The 16,174-nt window shown below is 65.6% G+C and carries 16 protein-coding genes; 13 read left to right on the top strand and 3 right to left on the bottom strand.

The genetic code is table 11. The annotated features are described in order from the left end of the window. The first annotated feature begins 23 nt into the window (after positions 1 to 23). The 3 genes from HPY83_13270 to HPY83_13260 all read left to right on the top strand — a co-directional run bounded on the left by HPY83_13270 (position 24) and on the right by HPY83_13260 (position 2,173). A complete protein-coding gene (locus HPY83_13270; GenBank protein ID NPV08918.1) occupies positions 24 to 1,070 on the top strand; it encodes a CCA tRNA nucleotidyltransferase in 1,047 nt (348 codons plus the stop codon). Then, entirely contained in the window at positions 1,057 to 1,767 is a 711-nt protein-coding gene (locus HPY83_13265) for a SpoIIE family protein phosphatase (protein ID NPV08917.1), read from the top strand. The genes HPY83_13270 and HPY83_13265 overlap by 14 nt, the downstream gene beginning before the upstream one ends. Before the next feature lie 244 nt (positions 1,768 to 2,011). After that, the gene (locus HPY83_13260; GenBank protein NPV08916.1) at positions 2,012 to 2,173 is read left to right on the top strand and encodes a hypothetical protein; all 162 of its coding nucleotides are present in this window, start codon (positions 2,012 to 2,014) and stop codon (positions 2,171 to 2,173) included. Here the strand turns inward: HPY83_13260 and HPY83_13255 are convergent. Continuing rightward, a complete protein-coding gene (locus HPY83_13255; GenBank protein NPV08915.1) occupies positions 2,156 to 2,902 on the bottom strand; it encodes an HAD family hydrolase in 747 nt (248 codons plus the stop codon). The two genes, HPY83_13260 and HPY83_13255, sit on opposite strands and share 18 nt — an antisense overlap. Positions 2,903 to 3,136: 234 nt before the next feature. Here HPY83_13255 and HPY83_13250 point away from each other — a divergent pair, with 234 nt between their 5' ends. From HPY83_13250 to HPY83_13205, 10 genes are all read left to right on the top strand, one after another. After that, positions 3,137 to 4,354 (top strand): MFS transporter, encoded by a 1,218-nt coding sequence (locus HPY83_13250; GenBank protein ID NPV08914.1) that lies wholly within the window; start codon positions 3,137 to 3,139, stop codon positions 4,352 to 4,354. A 72-nt stretch (positions 4,355 to 4,426) separates the two neighbouring features. Beyond that, a complete protein-coding gene (locus tag HPY83_13245) occupies positions 4,427 to 4,789 on the top strand; it encodes a YraN family protein (protein NPV08913.1) in 363 nt (120 codons plus the stop codon). Between the two features lie 111 nt (positions 4,790 to 4,900). Continuing rightward, positions 4,901 to 5,989, top strand: coding sequence for an ATP-binding cassette domain-containing protein (locus HPY83_13240; GenBank protein NPV08912.1), 1,089 nt, complete (start codon positions 4,901 to 4,903; stop codon positions 5,987 to 5,989). Further along, positions 5,976 to 6,923 carry a tRNA (adenosine(37)-N6)-dimethylallyltransferase MiaA gene (miaA, locus tag HPY83_13235; GenBank protein ID NPV08911.1) on the top strand — a complete coding sequence of 316 codons (948 nt, stop codon included), beginning with the start codon at positions 5,976 to 5,978 and terminating at the stop codon, positions 6,921 to 6,923. The genes HPY83_13240 and miaA overlap by 14 nt, the downstream gene beginning before the upstream one ends. Before the next feature lie 85 nt (positions 6,924 to 7,008). After that, positions 7,009 to 8,271: an MFS transporter gene (locus HPY83_13230; protein NPV08910.1), complete on the top strand. Its 1,263-nt coding sequence runs from the start codon at positions 7,009 to 7,011 to the stop codon at positions 8,269 to 8,271. 4 nt (positions 8,272 to 8,275) lie between these two features. Then, positions 8,276 to 9,196: a radical SAM protein gene (locus HPY83_13225; protein ID NPV08909.1), complete on the top strand. Its 921-nt coding sequence runs from the start codon at positions 8,276 to 8,278 to the stop codon at positions 9,194 to 9,196. Positions 9,197 to 9,281: 85 nt separating this feature from the next. Continuing rightward, the gene (locus tag HPY83_13220) at positions 9,282 to 9,575 is read left to right on the top strand and encodes an acylphosphatase (GenBank protein NPV08908.1); all 294 of its coding nucleotides are present in this window, start codon (positions 9,282 to 9,284) and stop codon (positions 9,573 to 9,575) included. 31 nt (positions 9,576 to 9,606) lie between these two features. Continuing rightward, positions 9,607 to 10,791 (top strand): hypothetical protein, encoded by a 1,185-nt coding sequence (locus HPY83_13215; GenBank protein ID NPV08907.1) that lies wholly within the window; start codon positions 9,607 to 9,609, stop codon positions 10,789 to 10,791. Positions 10,792 to 10,925: 134 nt separating this feature from the next. Beyond that, positions 10,926 to 11,957 carry an AmmeMemoRadiSam system radical SAM enzyme gene (amrS, locus tag HPY83_13210; protein NPV08906.1) on the top strand — a complete coding sequence of 344 codons (1,032 nt, stop codon included), beginning with the start codon at positions 10,926 to 10,928 and terminating at the stop codon, positions 11,955 to 11,957. 78 nt (positions 11,958 to 12,035) lie between these two features. Then, positions 12,036 to 12,914, top strand: a complete 879-nt coding sequence (locus HPY83_13205) for a GNAT family N-acetyltransferase (GenBank protein NPV08905.1) — start codon at positions 12,036 to 12,038, stop codon at positions 12,912 to 12,914. Positions 12,915 to 12,920: 6 nt separating this feature from the next. Here HPY83_13205 and HPY83_13200 read toward each other — a convergent pair whose 3' ends face one another. Then, complete coding sequence (locus tag HPY83_13200; GenBank protein NPV08904.1) at positions 12,921 to 14,018, bottom strand: exo-alpha-sialidase; 1,098 nt, start codon at positions 14,016 to 14,018, stop codon at positions 12,921 to 12,923. 248 nt (positions 14,019 to 14,266) lie between these two features. Next, positions 14,267 to 16,174, bottom strand: a 1,908-nt coding sequence (locus HPY83_13195) for a transglutaminase domain-containing protein (protein ID NPV08903.1), incomplete at its 5' end; no start/stop codon positions are given.

Raw genomic sequence — 16,174 nt, 5'->3', positions numbered from 1 at the left:
AACTCACGGCACGAGCAGTGCTCATGGACCCCGAACGCCAACACTGGCGCATCGTCGGGCCGTCGCTCCCCGTCCTGGATCTCGCTCCCATGTTCGGCGGAGACATCGCTCAGGACCTGTCTCGACGCGACTTCACCATCAATGCTATGGCCGCCATGCTGCCCAATCGTAGGCCGGTGCTCGACCCGTTCCGCGGCCGCGCCGACCTGCGCCACGGACTGATCCGTCAGGTTTCGTCTCAGTCCATGGCCGCGGACCCCATCAGGGTTCTGCGCGGCCTTCGCCTCGCCTCTGAGCATGGGTTCGTGATCGAGCGGAAGACCCTGCAATCAATGTGCCGGGCGGCTCAAGCTTTGGGAACAACCAAGCCCGAACGCATCAGGGCGGAGTTGTTGCGGGGACTGCAGGCAGCTGGGTGGCGACGCATGGCTTCCGATGCTCTGAGGCTCGGGGTCTGGGCAGGGCTGCCCGTGCGGCCTCGGCTGGACCCCTGTTCCGCCCGCCTGGCGGCCTATCTCAACTCGCTCGAGAACCTGGAGGCGCTGGCTGCAGCAGCCACCAGCCACCTCGGCGGCATCCCCGGCCTTTCGCAGCAGCGGGCGCGGGCGGTTGCCGTTCTGGCGGCGGTGCTCCGCGCCTCCGACCTGACCACGTCTGGCACGCACCTGGGTCGACGGCTGCGCTTGTCCGCCCGCGAGGGTGCAGCCCTGGCAGGAATGGAAGCGAGCGCGCTTGCCGTACCTGATCTCGATGCCGCAGATTTGGGCCAGGTCTACCGCCTGGTTGAGGAGCACGGCCCTGCTGCTGCCTGGGGGGCAGCCATCAACGGCGCTCGCCCAGTCTTGGAGGCGATGTTGCGTCTGCGGCTCAGCGAGGCCGCCCGCCTACCGGACGGTCGGGAGCTCGCGGCCGCGCTGGCGCGAACACCTGGGCCCTGGCTCGGTGCACTCCTTCGACGACTGCGGTACCAGGTTGCCACTGGCAAGATCGCGCCGTCTCAGGCTCTGCAGGTGGCCGCGGATTGGCTGAGAGACTCTGCAATGGGGAGTGATCGCAGTGATGGTGGTTGAGGTAGCCGTGGCCAAGACGGCCAAGTACGCGACCCCCGAGAGCGGCGACTCAGTGGAGATCGTCGAGCGGCCAAGGGGCGGGCTCTCCATCGTGGTCGCAGACGGCCAGCGTTCGGGGCGGGCTGCCAAGGCGATCAGCAACCTGGTGATCCGCAAAGCCACCTCCCTCATTCTGGAAGGAGTCCGCGATGGGGCGGCCGCCCGAGCCGCTTCCGACTACCTGCACGTCTTTCGTCGCGGCCAGGTATCCGCTGATCTCGCCGTGATGTCCGCCGATCTGGAGACGCGAAGTCTTGTAGTCACCAGAAACACCAACTGCCCAGTCCTCGTCTTCTGCGGCGATGCGGTGCAGATCGTGGACGCTCCTGCTTCCCCCGTCGGCATCGGCCGGGCCATCCGTCCGCACATCGAGGAATTGCCGCTCAGCGAGGGCATGTTGCTGCTCGCCTTCACCGACGGAGTGTGGGAAGCTGGTCTAGGGTCGCTCAGGCCTCAGTCCGTGCCCGAGTGGATACCAGCTTGCGTGCTCGCTTTCCGTCCCGATCCCAGAGCCGTCGCCGATGCCGTGCTGAACCATGCGCTCGAGCTGGACCAGGGGAGGCCGAGAGACGACATGACCGTCGCGGTCATGGCCACTCGCGCCGAAGGTGAGGCACGAGATGTCCGGCGGATGCACGTCATCCTCCCCGTCCGGTGAGCGCTCGGCGGAAGCTGAGGCACCTGGTCTGACAGCCGAGTGTCACGCCGGCAGCGCAAGACCGTGGGGAGCCCTTCGCATAGCGATCGTGGGGGTCTGCGGCTCAGGCAAGACGACTCTCGCGGCAGCGCTGAGGCAGCTAGGCTACCAGGCCCGGCAGATTAGCCAGGAGCACTCGGGGGTAGCAAGGCTGTGGAGGTACTTCTGGACGCCGCACATCCTCGTCTACCTTGAGGCGTCGGATGTGGCAGTGAGGGAACGGCTCGGCGGGCTGGGGAACGGTCAGCTCCTGCGCCGGCAGCGCGAGCGCCTCAGGGTGGCGCGCCAGGAATGCGACATCTACGTGGACACCAGCATGCTGAGCCCCGGTGAAGTGCTCGAGGCCGTGTTACGGCAACTCCCATGAATCGCTTCGGCCATCCTCTATCCAGCTGGCTAAAATCTCCCACACCTCGTCCATGTCCCCGGCCCAAAGGGCTCCCTTCGGCGTTCGTACTGGGCCCTGCGGCGCCAGGTGTACTGCCCGCATGCCCACCCCCAGAGCACCCCTGACGTCCGCGTTGGCGTTGTCGCCGATCATTGCTGCTTCGCCGGGCGCCACCCCCGCCGCGTCCAGGGAGCGGCGAAACGCGGTGGCAAAGGGCTTGCAGGCCCGCTCCTCCTCGGAGATCTGCACCCTGTCGAACAGGCGCTCCACTCCCAGCCTCTCCAGTTTCCTTCGCTGTATGGTCCGGTAACCATCTGTGATGAGCCCCAAGTACACGCGTCCGCGAAGCCACTGCAGCAACTCTGCCGCCCCATCTCGGAGTCGAGTTCCATCTACCACCTGCCGATCCCACTCCTCGCGCATCTCAGTGGCAAGGGCCAGATCGTCAATGCCAATCGCAGCTAGGCCACGACGCAGCCGTGCCAGGCGCACCTCTTCTCCGGTGATGCGGCCTGCGTGCATGGCCGCCCACAGGCCGCAGGTAGAATTCCAGAAAGCGCGGACGAACGTTCGATAGTCCTCAGCGCGCGCCCCTCGCCTCTGGGCCCGGCGATACACCGCCTCCAGAAGGGCCTCGAACCCTCCGGGGTACACGGTCAGGGTGTCGTCTAGGTCGAAGAACACGGCTCGCAGTGGCTGCTCCCCCATCGCCTCGGCTCTCCTTGCTCTGACGCGCCAGCCAGCCGGGCACGTCTCCCGTCGCTTGCCATCCAGCACCTCGATGGTATCCTGCCGATCATGCCGGAGACAAATGAGCGACGCCGAAGCCACAGACCTGCGGACTGGGCGCGGTCTCTGGCCCTAACCTTCCAGACCCTCGTGGTGTGCCTTCGCCGGCCCCTGGCTCCCCTGTTCGCAGTCCTGCGAAGGGCATACGACGGGGTGCGCCCCAGGACGACCGAGGACCGCAACCTGCTGCTCCTATACGGCGACATCGCTCTTCAGGGCGTGGTCGCAGGCGGCGCGGCCGCCTATCTGTCCGTTTTCATCGTAAGGCTGGGAGCTTCTCCCCTCCTGGTTGGCCTGCTCACCAGTCTGCCTTCGCTGATGGTGGCGCTCCTCTCTCTGCCCGCGGGGCGCTATGTGGAAGGGCAGCGTCGGTTGGTTCCCGTCGTGGTCAAGTCGCGGGTCCTGTTTCGCATATCGTATCTGCTGATCGCCCTGGTACCCTGGGTGCTCCCCGGCTTGGCGGCGGTGGCCATCGTGATAATCTGGGCCCTGGCGTCCGCCGTGAGCGCAGTAGCTACCGTGGCCTTCACTGCGGCCATGGCTGAGGCCGTACCGACTCACCGCCGGGCGGCAGTCATCAGCCTGCGCTACGCCATCCATGCTGTGGTGGCGGCGGCCACGCTGCCAGTAACGGGCAGAATCCTGGACTCGATGCCGTTCCCCCTCGGGTATCAGGTCGTCTTCCTGATTAGCTTCGTGGCGGCCATGCTCAGCGTCTGGGCCTACAGCAAGATATCCCTCCCCGACCAGCGAGTGGCTGTGCAGTTGCCCATCCGGACGCGGGCCTGGCAGCGCCTCCTCGCTGCCCCTCACTCCTGGGCGGCCCACAGCCGCTTCATGGGCTATCTCGCGTCGTCGGCAGTGTTTCGCATAGGGCTGCACCTTCCGGCCGCCCTCTTCAGCATCTTCTGGGTCAACTACCTGGGCCTTCCCGACGGCTCGATCGCCCTGCTCTCGATGGTCATGAACGTCAGCGCCGTACTCGGGTACTTCTACTGGGGCCGCTTGGCCAAACGCCGCGGGCATGGCCCCGTGCTGGTTGCCTCGGGGCTCGGGCTGGCTACATATCCACTCCTCACGGCGGTCTCCCACTCCCTCCCTCCCATCTTGGTGGCCGCCGCGGCAGGTGGATGGTTCTCTGCCGGCATTAACCTCGCCTTCTTCAACGTGCTCCTGGCCGTGGCTCCGGAGGAGCGTCGTTCCTCCTTTCTGGCCGTGGACTCGGTGGTCACTCACTCGATCGCCTTTGCTGGCCCTCTCGTCGGGTCGCTCTTGACCGGGCTGCTGGGGATACGCGAAGCTCTGCTCCTCTCTGCGGCCTTCCGATTGGCGGGTGGGGCACTCTTCATCCTCAAGCGCGTACGAGATTGACTGCCGCATCCTCCCCCGCCTCCTCCATTGCTGCCCGTCGCCAGCCCCCTGTATACTGCTGGGAGAGAGGTCATGTCTCGGGTTAGGCCAGGCTCATCGGGAAAGCGCTACGAGGACGTCGCTCTCAGGTTCCTGCTCGGATTAGGATACCGGGTCACTGAGCGAAACTGGCGCTGTCCGATGGGCGAGCTTGACCTAGTGGCCTTCGAGGGCGATACGCTCGTCTTCGTGGAGGTTCGGGCTCGGGCAGCAGGCGCTCCCTACCGGCCCGAGGAGACAGTCAGCCTGGCCAAACAGCGGCGCGTGGCCGCCGCTGCCCAGGCCTACCTGGAGACCAGTTCGTGGGAGGGTCCGTGCCGCTTCGACGTGGTGGCTGTGGATATCGGCCAGGCCGGCACGACAGCCCGCCTCATACGCGACGCTTTCACCGCCTGACTGCATGCCGGAGGGCGTGAAGTGGCTGAGGTGACGCTCGAGGGCGTCAGCAAGAGGTTCCGCACCGATTCCGATTTCCTCGTTCGCCGGTTCGGGGTGGCTGGTCCGGCGGTGGTTCAGGACTCCGATGAGCCTGGGGCACCAGTGGAGACCGTGGTCAAAGCTCTAGACGACGTGACCCTGCGCGTGCGTGACGGAGAGACGGTGAGCATCATCGGCCCCTCAGGGTCGGGCAAGTCCACCCTGCTGCGGGTGGTGGCCGGTCTGGAGGAACCAGATAGCGGCAGGGTTCTGTATGACGGCCAGGACATGGCCGAGGTGCCGCCCAAGGACCGAGGGATTGGCATGGTATTCCAGAACTACGCCCTCTACCCCCATATGGAGTCGCGCATGAACCTGGGGTTCTTCTTCCTGCTCAGGAAGCGCAAACAGGAGATTCCCGAGCGGGTGCGCATCACCTCCGAGATCATGGGGGTAGGGTTCGAGGAGTTGCTGGATCGCAAGCCCAGAGAGCTCTCCGGAGGCCAGCAGCAGCGAGTGGCCATTGCCCGCTGTATCTCTCGGGATCCCGTGCTCTTCTTGCTGGATGAGCCCCTGTCCAACCTGGACGCCAAGCTCCGAGTTCGTACACGGGTGGAGATCAAGCGGCTGCTGCGTCGCTTTGGCATCACCACCCTATACGTCACCCATGACCAGACCGAGGCGATGGCCTTGGGCGACCGCATCGCCGTGATGAACCACGGACGTGTGGAGCAGGTCGGCACCTACCGTGAGCTCTTCGATCGCCCTAGGAACGCCTTCGTCGCCACGTTCCTGGGCACACCACCCATGAACCTGCTGACGGCCCGGGTTGACCCTCAGGGCCGCCACACCGAGAGCGAGGCCATTCGGCTCTCCTCGCCCTCCGCCGGCCCAGAGTGGTTCGGGAGAGAGGTGACAGCAGGCGTGCGCGCGGAGCACCTGGCGCCCACGAGCGCTCTGGCAGAGGCGCGTCTACTGCTATCGGTGGAAGTCATCGAGCCCTTGGTGCAGGAGCGAATGCAGTTGGTGCACGGATCCGCCGGCGGGCAGCGGGTGGTGGCCAAGCTCCCCGCCGATTTGGCCGTGCGTCGGGGGGACGTGCTGCCCCTGTGCGCGCGGCCAGAACACCTGCACCTATTCGATCCCGTCTCCCGCCGGCGTCTGAATGCCATTGAGTAGCCCCTCCCGTGGCCCGCTGGTCGCCATCGTCGGGCCGACGGCAGCGGGCAAGACCGCCCTAGCGCTAGACCTGTCCCACCACCTCGATCTGGAGGTCGTATCCGCGGACTCTCGCCAGATCTATCGCTACATGGACATCGGCACCGCCAAGCCTTCGGCCAGCGAGATGCGCCTGGTACCTCATCACCTGGTCGACGTCGTTGGACCCGACGAGACGCTCACACTGGCCCAGTATCAGGAGCTGGCCTATCGCGTCATTGACGATGTGCTGGCGCGGGGACGCCTGCCTCTGCTGGTGGGAGGGACGGGGTTGTACGTCTGGTCAGTGCTGGAGAACTGGCAGATACCTCGGGTCTCTCCCCAGCCGGACCTGCGGCGTCGCCTGGAAGAGGAGGCCGCCCGCCACGGGCCCGAGTACCTGCACCGCCGGCTCGCTGATGTGGACCCCACCGCTGCGGCCGGCATCCACCCCAACAACCTGAGGCGGATCATCCGAGCCCTGGAAGTCTTCCAACAGACGGGCGTGCCCATCTCACGGTTGCAGGACCGAGGCGAACCTCGCTACCGCTACCAGGTTCTGGGTGTGACTGCTCCCAGGCGCGAGTTGTACCGCCGTGCCGATCAGCGCGTGGATGCCATGATCGAACGTGGCCTAGTGGAGGAGACGCGCAGACTCCTGGAGGCAGGCTATTCCCCTCAGCTCCCGGCCATGAGCGGGTTGGGCTACCGGCAAGTGGCGGAGTATCTGGCGGGTCAATACGACCTGTCGGAGGCCATCCGCAGGATCAAGACCTGCACTCACCGTTTCATCCGGCAGCAGCACACCTGGTTCCGGCTGGATGACCCGAGGATATGCTGGTTCGAGCAGCCGTTGGACCCTCAAGAGGTACTGAGCGTTGTCAGACTCTTCCTTGAAGACCGCGGCCAGTACTAAGAGCCGCCGGAACTGGTCACTGCCGTGGACGCGGACAGCTTCGTCACGATCGAACTACCGCTGGGCCCTCGTCCACGAGGTGGGCATGTTCCTGGGCCTCACCCTCGCCGATCCGGGTACGGTGGTGCCCGTACTCCTCCGGGAGTTGCGCGCCTCCAACACTGTCATCGGCCTCCTGCCCTCCATCCGCTTCGGCGGATGGCTGCTGCCCCAGCTGTTCGCTGCTGGATACCTGCAGAGCAAGGAGCGCAAGGTCCCGTACGTCGTTGCCTTGGATCTGGCACGCGCTGGGGCTTACGTGGTGATCGCTCTCTTGCTCCTCTCCTACCGGAGTCTGCCCGCGTTCTTCCTGACTTTCGCCTTTCTGGCGATCTTCGGCCTCACCCGGATCACGGCCGGATCGGCGATGGTGGGCCGGTTCGACGTCGTGGGCAAGGTAGTCCCTCGAGAGCGCATGTCCGCCTTCTTTGCCACCAGAGGCATCTGGACCGGGCTGAGCGGGCTGGCGGCCGGAGTGCTGATCTCCGCCGTCCTCGGAGCGGGGATCGGGTTCCCACGCAACTACGCCCTGCTCTTCCTGACGAGCACTGCCGTGTTCACCGCGGGTGCCCTGGCCTTCGCCCTAATAGGCGAACCCCCAGGCGCGCCTGATGCCATCGCCCGATCGCCGCTGGCCCAGTTGGCGCGAGTGCGTTCGACCGTAGCCAATGATTGGGTTTATCGCCGTTACCTGAGCTACCGTCTCCTCCTCGAGCTGATGAGCGTGGCTGTGCCTTTCTACATCGTATACGCCACCGACCGCTGGGAGGTGCCCGTGGCCATGACGGGCACCTACGTGGCGGCCGGGACAGCGGCCAGCCTGGCGGCCAACTTCATGTGGCGCCGTCGGGCGCACCGCCGGGGCAGTGTCTCGGTGCTTAGCGCCTCAGTGTTGCTGAGCGCACTGGTTCCTGTCATCCCCCTGACCCTGGTCTTGGCCCGCACTCTCGGGATGCAGTGGGTCAGCGGATGGGTGCCCTCGGCCGCATTCTTGCTACTCTATGTGGTGCACGGAGCGGGGAACTCAGGGCGCGAAATCTGCAGCAACGCCGTTCTTATAAACCTGGCCCCCGCAGAGGAGAGGGCAAGTTACATCGGGCTGACCAACACCGTGGTCGGAGTGATCACCCTCGCCTCCGTCCTGGCTGGTCAGCTGATTGACCGCTACGGCTACGAGCTGCTGTTTGCGCTCACTTTGGGTTTCTCGCTCGTCACGTGGCGGCTGGCTCGCAGCGTGGTAGAGCCCGAAGCAGAGGAAGCCGTGGACCAGGAGCAGACGCCTGGAGGTCAGTGCAGTGCGCCCAGATGATTCGTTGCCCACGCCGGGCTACGTGCGCCTGCTGCGGTCGGGCGAACTGACTAGAAGAGTTCGGCTGGCACACGAGCGCCTCAAGGCCTGCCGGCTCTGCCCTCGCGCCTGCGGCTCCGACCGGTTAGCGGGAGAGCTTGGTGCCTGCCGCACGGGCGCTCTTCCCCTGGTATCCTCGTATGGGCCGCACTTTGGCGAAGAGGCTCCGCTGGTCGGGCATGGTGGCTCGGGAACCATCTTCTTTGCCGGGTGTAACCTTAGCTGCATCTACTGCCAGAACTATCCCCTCAGTCACGGCCTAGAAGGCGACGAGACCGAGATAGAGGAGCTGGCGGCGATGATGCTGCGGCTGCAGCAGTTTGGCTGCCACAACGTCAACCTGGTCTCCCCTTCCCATGTGGTACCCCAGATACTGGCGGCCATCGCCCTGGCGGCCCAGACCGGCTTGAGACTCCCCATAGTGTATAATACCGGAGGCTACGACCTGCCGGAGACCCTGCGCCTGCTGGACGGCGTGGTGGACATCTACATGCCCGATGCCAAGTACGCCGACAGCAACGTGGGGCGCTCGCTCTCGGGAGTGCGCCGTTACCCGGCCGTTAACCGAGCCATGATCCGCGAGGCAAACCGCCAGGTGGGTCCGCTGACAGCCGATAAGCGAGGAGTGGCAACCCGAGGCCTGCTAGTGCGTCACCTGGTGCTGCCTCATGGGCTGTCGGGCACGGAGCAGGTGATGCAGTTCCTGGGCGATGAGGTGTCGCGTCACACGTACGTCAACGTCATGCAGCAGTACCGGCCCTGCTACAGGGCCGCTGAGAACCCATTACTGGCTCGGCGGATCACCTCGGGGGAGTATCGCCAGGCTCTGGAAGCCGCTCGTGCTGCCGGTCTCTACCGCCTGGACGGTCTGTGGCAATTCCAGTGATGGGTTGGGCTGGGTGTGTCTACGCGGCCCGCTCGGGTGATGCGCACCACCGAGGCCAGCCGGCATGGTGTCAGGCGGGGGCCGTATGAGCAACGATTCCAGTGGTAAGGCGCGCCTCCGCGCCGTGGCCCACGGCTTAGTGCAGGGCGTGGGCTTCCGCTACTACGTGCTGTCCCGCGCGCGGCTGCTGGGCGTCACTGGCTACGTGCGCAACGCGCCCGACGGGACGGTGGAGACGGTGGCAGAGGGGGAACGAGAACTGCTCGAGCAGTTGCTGGAGGCCATCGAGCGTGGACCAGTCAGCGCGTCCGTACGTTATGTCGAGCGACAGTGGCTCCCATATAGAGGCCAGTACTACCGCTTCGACGTCCGCGGCTAGGCGCTACCCGCCAGAGCTGGTGGCATGGGCAGTGCTCCTAGCCGCCTTCGCCGTGTTCTGCGTCCTAGCTATCACTGTGCCCTGGGCCCTCCTGCGCTACATCGAGTACGGCGAGCGCCCCCACCGGATAGAGCTCAGTCCCATCAGCGGGATCACGCAGCTGCGCGACAGGGGGCAGTCCAGCTGGCTGGCGGTGGCCGGCTCGCGACGAGTATCCCCGGGCGCTTCGCTCCAGACTGACCTACCTGCCCGGTCCATGCTGACAGTCTACGAAGGGGATAGCGATTTCGTCCTGGTCACGGTTCACGTCTTTGGCGATACCCAGTTCTCCTTCGTGAGGGCGTCAACTCCCCGCTTCTCGGCCAGTGACCAGCCCAACCGAGTGATCATCGGCCTTACTCACGGCCGTCTGCGGCTGAACCCCGGCCCCGCCCAGGACCGAGAACTGGACCTGCGCGTGCTGGTGCCGGCCGGCGAAGTGGTCATCGAGGACGGCAGCGTGGCACTGGAGGTGACCGCAGACGCTACCGAGGTAGCGGTGCGCGGGGGCCGATGCCTGCTGCGCTCCTTCGAGCGGTCTGAGGAATTGGTCTTGGAGACGGGGGAGCGCGCCGTCCTGGTGGGCGACGGAGAGATCAGAGGCCCCCTGCCCTCCGGCCGCAATCTGGTGGCTAACGGTGACTTCGGTGCCGGGATGGCCCTCGCCTGGGAGGCGTACAACGACCAGGGCGGGGACGGCGGCAACGTCAACGGCAAAGCTCTGCTCCTGGAGGACGATGGCAGGCGGGTGTTGCACCTGGAACGGCTGGGCGAACAGCGCGATCACTGCGAGACCGGCGTGAGACAGGCTCTGAACCGCGACGTAACGGACTACGTGTCCCTCCGAATCCGGGTTGACCTCAGGCTGCTCTACCAGTCGCTGTCTGGCGGTGGGGTGCAAGGCTCGGAGTTCCCCTTGATGATACGCCTCAACTACCGCGACGCCCGAGGCAACCTGCAGTGGTGGTACCATGGGTTCTACTACGAGAACCCCGCCGGCTTCCCCACGCCGGCCGGGGAGATGATCGAGCGCAACGTCTGGTTCGCCTACGAGTCGCCCAACCTGATGGCAGTGCAAGGGGACCTCAAGCCGGCCTACCTGGAGTCCATCCAGGTGTATGCCTCCGGCCACGACTACCAATCCCAGGTGGCTGACATTCAGGTGGTGGTGGAGTAGCTCTGAGCCGGCACGCCCAGCCCGCAGCCGCTGTTCCCTCCGCGGCTGCTTCGGGTCGCGGCGGGCCTCAACGCGACACTGACAAGCATTGGCTTGGGTCTTCGGGCAGTGCCGACGTAGTTGGGAGGCGCAATATGCACGAGGCAATGTTATACGAGAAGCTGCCAGAAGCGGTGGTTCGCTGCTTCCTCTGCGAACACCGCTGCGTGATCCGCCCCGGCCGCAGAGGAATCTGCGCTGTGAGAGAGAATCAGGATGGCACCCTCTACACCCTGGTGTATGGGATGGTGATCTCGCAGGCAGTGGACCCGATAGAGAAAAAGCCACTCTTTCACTTTCTGCCGGGCTCTACCTCGTACTCCATCGCCACCCCGGGGTGCAACTTCCGCTGCCGTTTCTGCCAAAACGCCCAGATCTCCCAGTTGCCCCGCCTCTCAGATTTCTGGGGTCAGGAGACGGCCACTCCCAGCGAGATCGTGAGCGCTGCCAGGCGACACGGCTGCCGCAGCATTTCGTACACGTATACCGAGCCCACGATCTTCCTCGAGTTCGCCTACGACGTCATGGTTAGGGCAAAGGCGGCCGGCTTGCGCAACGTCTGGGTAACCAACGGGTACATGACTCCCGAGTGCCTAGACATCATCGCTCCGCCGGACCAGTCCGACCCCCTTCTGGATGCGGCCAACGTGGACCTGAAAGCCTGGAGCGATACTTTCTACCGGCAGTATGCAGGCGCGCGCCTGGACCCGGTGTTACAGAGCCTGCGCCTCATGAAGCAGCGGGGCGTATGGGTAGAGGTGACTACCCTGATCATACCCGGACTCAACGACAATGAGGAGGAGCTGAAGGAGTTGGCCGGTTTCATCAAGGAGGACCTGGGCGCCGATACCCCGTGGCACGTGTCCCGGTTCCATCCTTCCTTCGAGCTCTTGGACCGCCCTCCGACACCGGTGCAGACTCTCCAGCTTGCCCGAAGGATAGGGCTAGAGGCGGGCCTGCATTACGTCTATCTGGGCAATGTCCCTGGAACCGGTGGCGAGGATACGTCCTGTTTCGGCTGCGGGTGTGCCCTGCTACAGAGACGAGGCTTCCAGGTGCTTGCCGACAGGATCGCCCAGGGCGCCTGCCCACAATGCGGAGCCCAGGTGCCGGGCGTGTGGGAGTGATCGCACCCTGGCCTGGTCCCCTTGCGTCTCCTCTCGCCGCCCCGTTGAGCCCATGTTCATCATCACCCTGGAGGAACGATGCTTGTCCGCAGTCACACGCGCGGATGCGACATTGTCCGCATCCGCCGCATGCACGAGACCGACATCCCGGCTGCACTGGCTCTAGTGCGGCCACAGAACTGGAATCAGACCGAGGAAGACTGGTTGCGGTTCATGGCACTGGAGCCGGAGGGCTGCTTCGTGGCCGTGATCGGCGGGCAGGTCGTGGGCACCACCACGACAGAGCGTTTCGATCGGGTGGGGTGGATCGGCATGGTCACTGTCGCTCCCGAGAGGCGAGGCAACGGGATCGGCAGAGCTCTGATGCAGTCGGCGATCGCCTACCTTCGGGGAGCAGGGGTGCGAACGGTCAAGCTGGACGCCACCCCCATGGGCCGGCCGCTGTACGACAAGCTGGGCTTCGTGCCGGAGTATCCCCTGCAGCGGGTCGTCGGCCGAGGCAGGCCCCTGGATGCTCCGGGCGTCCGCCGCTACCAGGGTGAACCCTCAGTGTTCGACAGCATTGCCGAGCTGGACCGTGCCACCTATGGCGTGGACCGGAGGGAGATGCTGCGGCATCTCGCCCACGGTTGGCCGGAACTGGCCGCCGTGCACCGAACCGGCGACACAGTGGACGGCTACGTGCTAGGTCGTCACGGCCACCACTACGAGCACCTGGGGCCTATGGTCGCCCTCCACGCGGACGCAGCAGAAGCTCTATTGCGCTGGGGGATCGCTGCCTGCGGTGACCGGCCGGCCGCCTTCGATCACCCGGTAGTGAACGAGGTAGCAGTGCGACTGGGCCGCCAGTACGGGTTCGAGCCCGCCCGCGAGTTCACCCGCATGCACCTGGGGAGCGAGCCCTTTCTGGACCGTGCCGAATTCCTGTACGCCAGCTCGGGCGCCGAGAAGGGCTAGGACCATTCAGAAGTAGCGGCGACCCACGGCCAGAGCCGGTTCGGAGAAGTCGCTCTCCCGGAACCACACCCCGGCGATGTACGACTTGGGGGCCTCCCCGCGTGTGTGATACACGCAGAACACGCGGCCGTCCGGCAACTGGGTCCACCCAGAGTAGCCGTAATCTCCGAAGACGCCAGAAGTGTCGAGCTCCAGGTCGAGCACCCGGCCGCTACGCTCGTCGTGCGGGTCCCCCAGCCAGGCCGCGGTGGCCGTGTGCGCGCCCCTTCGGTCGGGCCCGCCTGGCTCCAGGAGGCGCACGTCACGGTAGGTTACCAGCACTCTCCCACTGCGCAGCATTCCCGCCACTGGTCGATGTCCGACGAACCCGCAGGGCTCCGGCTGCGACCAATGCAAGCCCCCGTCGAACGAGAAGCACTTGTGGGTGGGGATGCTGCGCATGGAGTTCTCGCACAAGTAGCAGACAAGATGACCGTCGGGGCACCGGGTGACCGATCCTTCGCAGAACTGCATACCAGGTACCTCGGCCACGATGGCGGTGTTGGTCCAATTCTCTCCCGCATCGTAGGTGATAGTCACGATCTGGGTGAGAGTCCCGAAATGCCGCAGGCTGTGGTAATGGCTGCCCACCAGCCAGGTGTCTTCCGTCAGTTCCAGTAGGCGGTCGGGGACCAGTCCCTGTATCCGCGTGGGGCGCCGCACACTCCAGGTCAGGCCATGGTCGAAGCTACGCCAGATGAAGGTCCGGAATCGCCGCTCTCGCTCGGGGGGCGGTGGCACGCCGTCCCGGATCGGGCCAGGAGCGCACACTGACAGGTCGCACAGAGCAGTCAGCCCACCATCGCTCTGGCGCACCAACCGGGGGCAGTTCCAGACAGCGCCGTCGCCTTCCAGCGTCATGGGAGCATCTAAGTACCGAGGTTCGCTCCATGTGCGCCCACCATCGTGGCTATCGGTCAGCACCAGTCGTGAGCGGGTGGCAACGTGAGCATCGGCCTCGCGGTAGATGGCTACCAGCCTGCCATCGTCGGCCAAGGCTACATCTGGAAACGACTGATACAGAGCGTCGTCTCGCGCCACGACCACCCGGTCTCCAATAGCCATGTGTCTACCTCCACCCAGTACGGCCGCAAGGATGCCTCACGCCGTGCGAGACCGGCTCAACCAGGATCAGCAGCCCGCGTCATCGCCTTGGGCGTGTCAGATCCTGCTGCTTTCCGCCGCACTCCCGGCCCTTGGCAGCCCCTGAATCGCGGCCCGAGCCTCTGTCCCGTCGCCCAACAGCCTGCAACTTCTCCTGGGAGCGAAGGCAGGCCGCTAGAGACCCGACAGCCGCGCGCCCTCGCTCTCACCTACTCCCCCATTCGGCGTGCCAGCCACAGAAGGGCGAACTCCCGCCTCAGACGGCCTGCCTCTTGCCTCGCCCGCTGCGCTACTTGCGGCCCCAGGCGCGCCGGAGCGAACTGGGCCCGCTCGTAGGCAGTCAGGATGTAGCGCAGCGGCACCGAGACCCGGTCGAACTGCCACACCCACTCCTTGCCCCACGGCGTGCTCACGAAGATGGCTTCGCCTGCTAACGCCTCCCGCAGCCGCTGCCAGTACTCCCGTACAGTCTCGGTGGCCTTGGGGCTGACTCCGACCCACGAGAGCGTCCTCGTTAGGTGGAAGTAAGCAGCCGCGATCCTGTCCTCCGGCGTGCTGCGGGACCAGGCAACGTACCGGCGAGCTGTTGCTCCTAGCGCGGCCACCAGCGCCAGCCCCACCAGGATCCACCGGGTCTCGCCTACACTTAGAGGCCACCGCCAGCCGGTCTCCACTGGGGGCGGTTCAGGAGGACGGGGCCGGCCCCGATCCCACGACTCGCCCAGAGGATACACGTATACCTCCTGCGATGGCGTAGGCTCGAACTCGATCCACCCGTATCCGGGAAAGTACACTTCAACCCAGGCGTGCGCGTCTGCTTCTGTCACCACCCAGACACCGTCGGCATGGTCGTAATTGCCCCTGGCGTAGCCCACTGCTACCCGGGCAGGGACGCCGGCCAGGCGGAGCATCACGGCCATGGCGGTAGAGAAGTGGTCGCAGAAGCCGCGCTGGAGCTCGAAGACAAGGTAGTCCACCACATCCCGATCGGCGGGCGCTGCGGGCACTGACAGGTCGTACTCGAACTGCCGCAGATATTCTTCTATGGCCCGCGCTTTGCCATAAGCCGTCTCGGCCTCGGCGACCACCTCTTCCGTAGTGCGCCTCAACCTCTCGGGAACGTCGGGAAGGCTCAGGTAGCGCTCTCGGATGTGTTCCGGATAGTCCTGGCCCGCAGCCTCAAGTTGAGAGACGGTTACATTGGGCACCAGTGACACTACCTCGTACTCAAGACCCACGCCGGAGAACGAGATGGGATCATCAGGTGTACGGGCGGTCACCTCCAGCCTCTGGTCCACCCGCAGGGGCTGACCGGCGGCGTAGATGGTGGAGTTGGGTCCAAGGACTCGAAATCGCTGAACGAACTCCTTCCTGGCCTCAGGATGGTCCACCGGCAGATTCTCGCCCGCCGCCACAGGGGTTGTGTACCGCTCACGGTTTATCCACCCCGATCCGGTGTAGGTGTCGTAGGTAACAGCGCGCCAGTGACGCTGCGGCAGCACCTGGGACTCGAGCTCGCGAACACCTCCTGCCCAGGGCTCCGGGGCCGGGTCGCCGGTCTTCACCCGCATGACCGGGCGCGTCCCTCTGGGGGCACCGGCTCCTACTGGATGTTCCCCGGAAGGGTCCACCACGCCGCCGGATCCCGGGAGCAGAGGATTACGCCGTTGCGGGGAATCCAGGCCGCCGAAGAGCCGGCCGGTGGTGTCCTCGACCTTGCTCCAGGGCTCGCGGAAGACCCTCCAGAAAGCTTCATACGTAGCCCGGGAGCTGAGTGCCGGCACCAGGGGCGAGATGACGACCGCCAATGCGGCCAGGCCCAGCCCGATGAAAGTGGCGTAGGGCAGGAGCTCCTCGGAGTAGTCCGTCCCCCGGGAGCGCCAGCGCGCCTCCAGGCCGCGCGCACCCCCCCGCGCCAGCAGCACCAGCCCGAGCCCGATGAAGGCCAGGGCCCAGGTGGGGCGCTGGGAAGCCAGGAAGCTGTTGATGCCCAGAGCCGCACCTAGCACCGCCATCCCCAGCGAGGCCCGCCACTGCCGGAATACCTGCCAACTAGCGAAGAGGGTGACGGAGTAGAGCCCTACGGAAACCAGCAGGAGCCATACCTGGCGGTCTGC

Source organism: Anaerolineae bacterium (genome assembly GCA_013178015.1).
Classification (GTDB): Bacteria; Chloroflexota; Anaerolineae; order DRVO01; family DRVO01; genus Ch71.
This window is presented reverse-complemented; position numbering and strand designations above follow the sequence as displayed.

What these genes read in the sequence shown, in the direction of transcription:
- HPY83_13270 (NPV08918.1), top strand. Translation starts at nt 24, where the DNA reads ATGGACCCCGAACGCCAACACTGGCGCATCGTCGGGCCGTCGCTCCCC.
- HPY83_13255 (NPV08915.1), bottom strand. Translation starts at nt 2,902, where the DNA reads ATGGGGGAGCAGCCACTGCGAGCCGTGTTCTTCGACCTAGACGACACC.
- HPY83_13245 (NPV08913.1), top strand. Translation starts at nt 4,427, where the DNA reads ATGTCTCGGGTTAGGCCAGGCTCATCGGGAAAGCGCTACGAGGACGTC.
- miaA (NPV08911.1), top strand. Translation starts at nt 5,976, where the DNA reads ATGCCATTGAGTAGCCCCTCCCGTGGCCCGCTGGTCGCCATCGTCGGG.
- HPY83_13230 (NPV08910.1), top strand. Translation starts at nt 7,009, where the DNA reads ATGTTCCTGGGCCTCACCCTCGCCGATCCGGGTACGGTGGTGCCCGTA.
- HPY83_13220 (NPV08908.1), top strand. Translation starts at nt 9,282, where the DNA reads ATGAGCAACGATTCCAGTGGTAAGGCGCGCCTCCGCGCCGTGGCCCAC.
- amrS (NPV08906.1), top strand. Translation starts at nt 10,926, where the DNA reads ATGCACGAGGCAATGTTATACGAGAAGCTGCCAGAAGCGGTGGTTCGC.
- HPY83_13205 (NPV08905.1), top strand. Translation starts at nt 12,036, where the DNA reads ATGCTTGTCCGCAGTCACACGCGCGGATGCGACATTGTCCGCATCCGC.
- HPY83_13200 (NPV08904.1), bottom strand. Translation starts at nt 14,018, where the DNA reads ATGGCTATTGGAGACCGGGTGGTCGTGGCGCGAGACGACGCTCTGTAT.